We start from the raw sequence: 556 nt of genomic DNA, 5'->3' as shown, positions 1-556 counted from the left end.
CGCTTTGTTCAGGGCAAGCGGATCGGCCGGGAGATCACCATCTACACGGTCTGGTACGAGTTGCGGTGGGGAATTACCGCATGCCTTGTCCTGGCGGTCACGCTGATCACGCTCATCTTCTATTTCCATCCCGCCAGCAGCAATGTCACCGCCGTCTTCCGCACGGTGACGATCCTGCCTGAGAAGAATGGGCGCGTGGCCGAGGTCTTCGTGAAACTCAACGACGAGGTCAAGGCCGGCGCGCCGTTGTTCCGACTCGACAGCAGGGAGGAGGAAGCAGCCCTGGAGACGGCGCGGAGGCGCTCGGCGGAGATCGATGCCCAACTCCAGGTCACGAGGATGGAACTCGAGGCCGCGGACGGCAGGATCACCCAGGCCGAGGCCGCCTATTTGCAGGCGCAGGACGAGTTGGACACGAAGACCGAATTGATGAAGCGCAACGCCGACGTCGTCACCCGTCGCGAGCTGGAGCGGCTGAAGGTTCTCGCCGACGGCCGCGAGGGCGCAGTCAGGGAGGCATTGGCCAGCAAGGAGGTTCTGCAAACCCAGATCGCAA

Annotated in this window: 1 protein-coding gene; it reads left to right on the top strand. The window is 63.3% G+C overall.

All coding sequences use genetic code 11. The features are described 5' to 3' along the window. Positions 1 to 556 (top strand): biotin/lipoyl-binding protein (locus RB623_RS30285; protein ID WP_308060992.1); only part of this gene is annotated, 556 nt, incomplete at both ends.

The sequence above is a fragment of the Mesorhizobium sp. LHD-90 genome, assembly GCF_030929505.1.
Lineage (GTDB): Bacteria > Pseudomonadota > Alphaproteobacteria > Rhizobiales > Rhizobiaceae > Kumtagia.
This window is presented reverse-complemented; position numbering and strand designations above follow the sequence as displayed.